This window comes from Streptomyces sp. UNOB3_S3 (assembly GCF_020740895.1).
In the GTDB taxonomy this organism is placed as follows: domain Bacteria; phylum Actinomycetota; class Actinomycetes; order Streptomycetales; family Streptomycetaceae; genus Streptomyces.
This window is the reverse complement of record NZ_JAILXP010000650.1, coordinates 1-1794: the sequence shown is the minus strand read 5'-3', so window position 1 is coordinate 1794 and position 1794 is coordinate 1. Positions and strand designations below refer to the sequence as shown.

The window sequence follows — 1794 nt, the reverse complement described above, 5'->3', positions numbered from 1 at the left end:
GTGGCGGAGGGGGACGAGGGGTGGCCGAGCACCCCCGGCGATCCGCTACGCTGGGGGCAAGCCCCTCACGTGGCGCTATCTCACCCAACTCCCCCAGGGCCGGAAGGCAGCAAGGGTAAGTGGGCTCTGGCGGGTGCGTGAGGGGCCCTTGTGTTTTCCGGGGTCCCGACGGTCCGGTGCGGGCCGGCGAGGGGCTGGGGTGCGGGCCGGGAATCTGTGACGGAGACCACTTGTCAGTGGGGCCCGATATCGTCGTAGGTGTGTCGTCCCTCGCGCTCTATCGCCGCTACCGTCCCGAGTCCTTCGCCGAGGTCATCGGGCAGGAGCATGTAACCGCCCCGCTGCAGCAGGCCCTGCGGAACAACAGGGTCAACCACGCGTACCTGTTCAGCGGCCCGCGCGGCTGCGGCAAGACGACCAGCGCGCGCATCCTGGCCCGCTGCCTGAACTGCGAGCAGGGCCCGACGCCCACCCCGTGCGGGGAGTGCCAGTCCTGCCAGGACCTCGCGCGCAACGGGCGCGGCTCGATCGATGTCATCGAGATCGACGCCGCCTCGCACGGTGGTGTGGACGACGCCCGTGAGCTGCGCGAAAAGGCCTTCTTCGGCCCCGCCAGCAGCCGCTACAAGATCTACATCATCGACGAGGCCCACATGGTCACCTCGGCGGGCTTCAACGCCCTGCTGAAGGTCGTCGAGGAGCCCCCGGAGCATCTGAAGTTCATCTTCGCGACGACCGAGCCCGAGAAGGTCATCGGCACGATCCGTTCGCGTACCCACCACTACCCGTTCCGGCTCGTCCCGCCCGGCACCCTCCGTGAGTACCTGGGCGAGGTCTGCGAGCAGGAGAAGATCCCCGTCGAGGACGGCGTCCTGCCCCTGGTCGTCCGCGCCGGCGCCGGCTCCGTGCGTGACTCGATGTCCGTCATGGACCAGCTCCTCGCCGGCGCCGCCGAGGACGGTGTGACGTATGCCATGGCCACGTCCCTCCTCGGCTACACCGACGGCTCCCTCCTCGACGCCGTCGTGGACGCCTTCGCGGCCGGTGACGGCGCCGCGGCCTTCGAGGTCGTCGACCGCGTCATCGAGGGCGGCAACGACCCCCGCCGCTTCGTCGCCGACCTGCTGGAGCGGCTGCGCGACCTGGTGATCCTCGCCGCCGTCCCGGACGCGGCGGAGAAGGGCCTGATCGACGCCCCGGCCGACGTCATCGAGCGCATGCAGGCCCAGGCGTCCGTCTTCGGCGCCGGAGAGCTCAGCCGCGCCGCCGACCTGGTCAACGAGGGCCTGACCGAGATGCGCGGCGCCACCTCCCCGCGCCTCCAGCTCGAGCTCACCTGCGCACGCGTGCTGCTGCCCGCCGCCTTCGACGACGAGCGGTCCGTACGGGCCCGCCTCGACCGCCTGGAGCGCGGCGCCGCGACCGCTGCCGCCGCCTTCACGCCCGCGCCGCCCGGTACCGCCGTGGGCTACATCCCGGGTCCGGACGCCCACGCGCCCGCCCACGCTTCCGCTCCTGCCGCCGCTCCCGTTGCCGGGCTGTCCGGCCCGGCGGCGGCGCGCGCGGCCGTGTCCGGGGGCGGCGCCGCCGCTCCGGCCCAGGGCGGGGCGGGTGCGTGGCCCACAGACGTCGCCCCGGCGGCCCCGGCCGGTGCCGGGGCGACGGCTGCCCTGTCTCCGGCCCAGGGCCAGGCCCCTGCCGCCCCCGGACCGCAGGCCGGCGCCTGGCCGACGGCCGCTCAGGCCCCGGCTCAGGCCCCGGCTCAGGCCCCGGCTCAGGCTCAGGCCCCGGCCC

The 1794-nt window shown here is 74.0% G+C and carries 1 protein-coding gene and 1 other RNA gene; both read left to right on the top strand.

What is annotated here, in order from left to right; translation table 11 throughout:
• Nucleotides 1-57: 57 nt before the first annotated feature.
• Nucleotides 58-152, top strand: an RNA gene (ffs, locus tag K6I33_RS34715) — signal recognition particle sRNA small type.
• Between the two features lie 108 nt (nt 153-260).
• A partial coding sequence (locus K6I33_RS34710) for a DNA polymerase III subunit gamma and tau (protein WP_229358778.1) occupies nt 261-1794 on the top strand: 1534 nt, incomplete at its 3' end.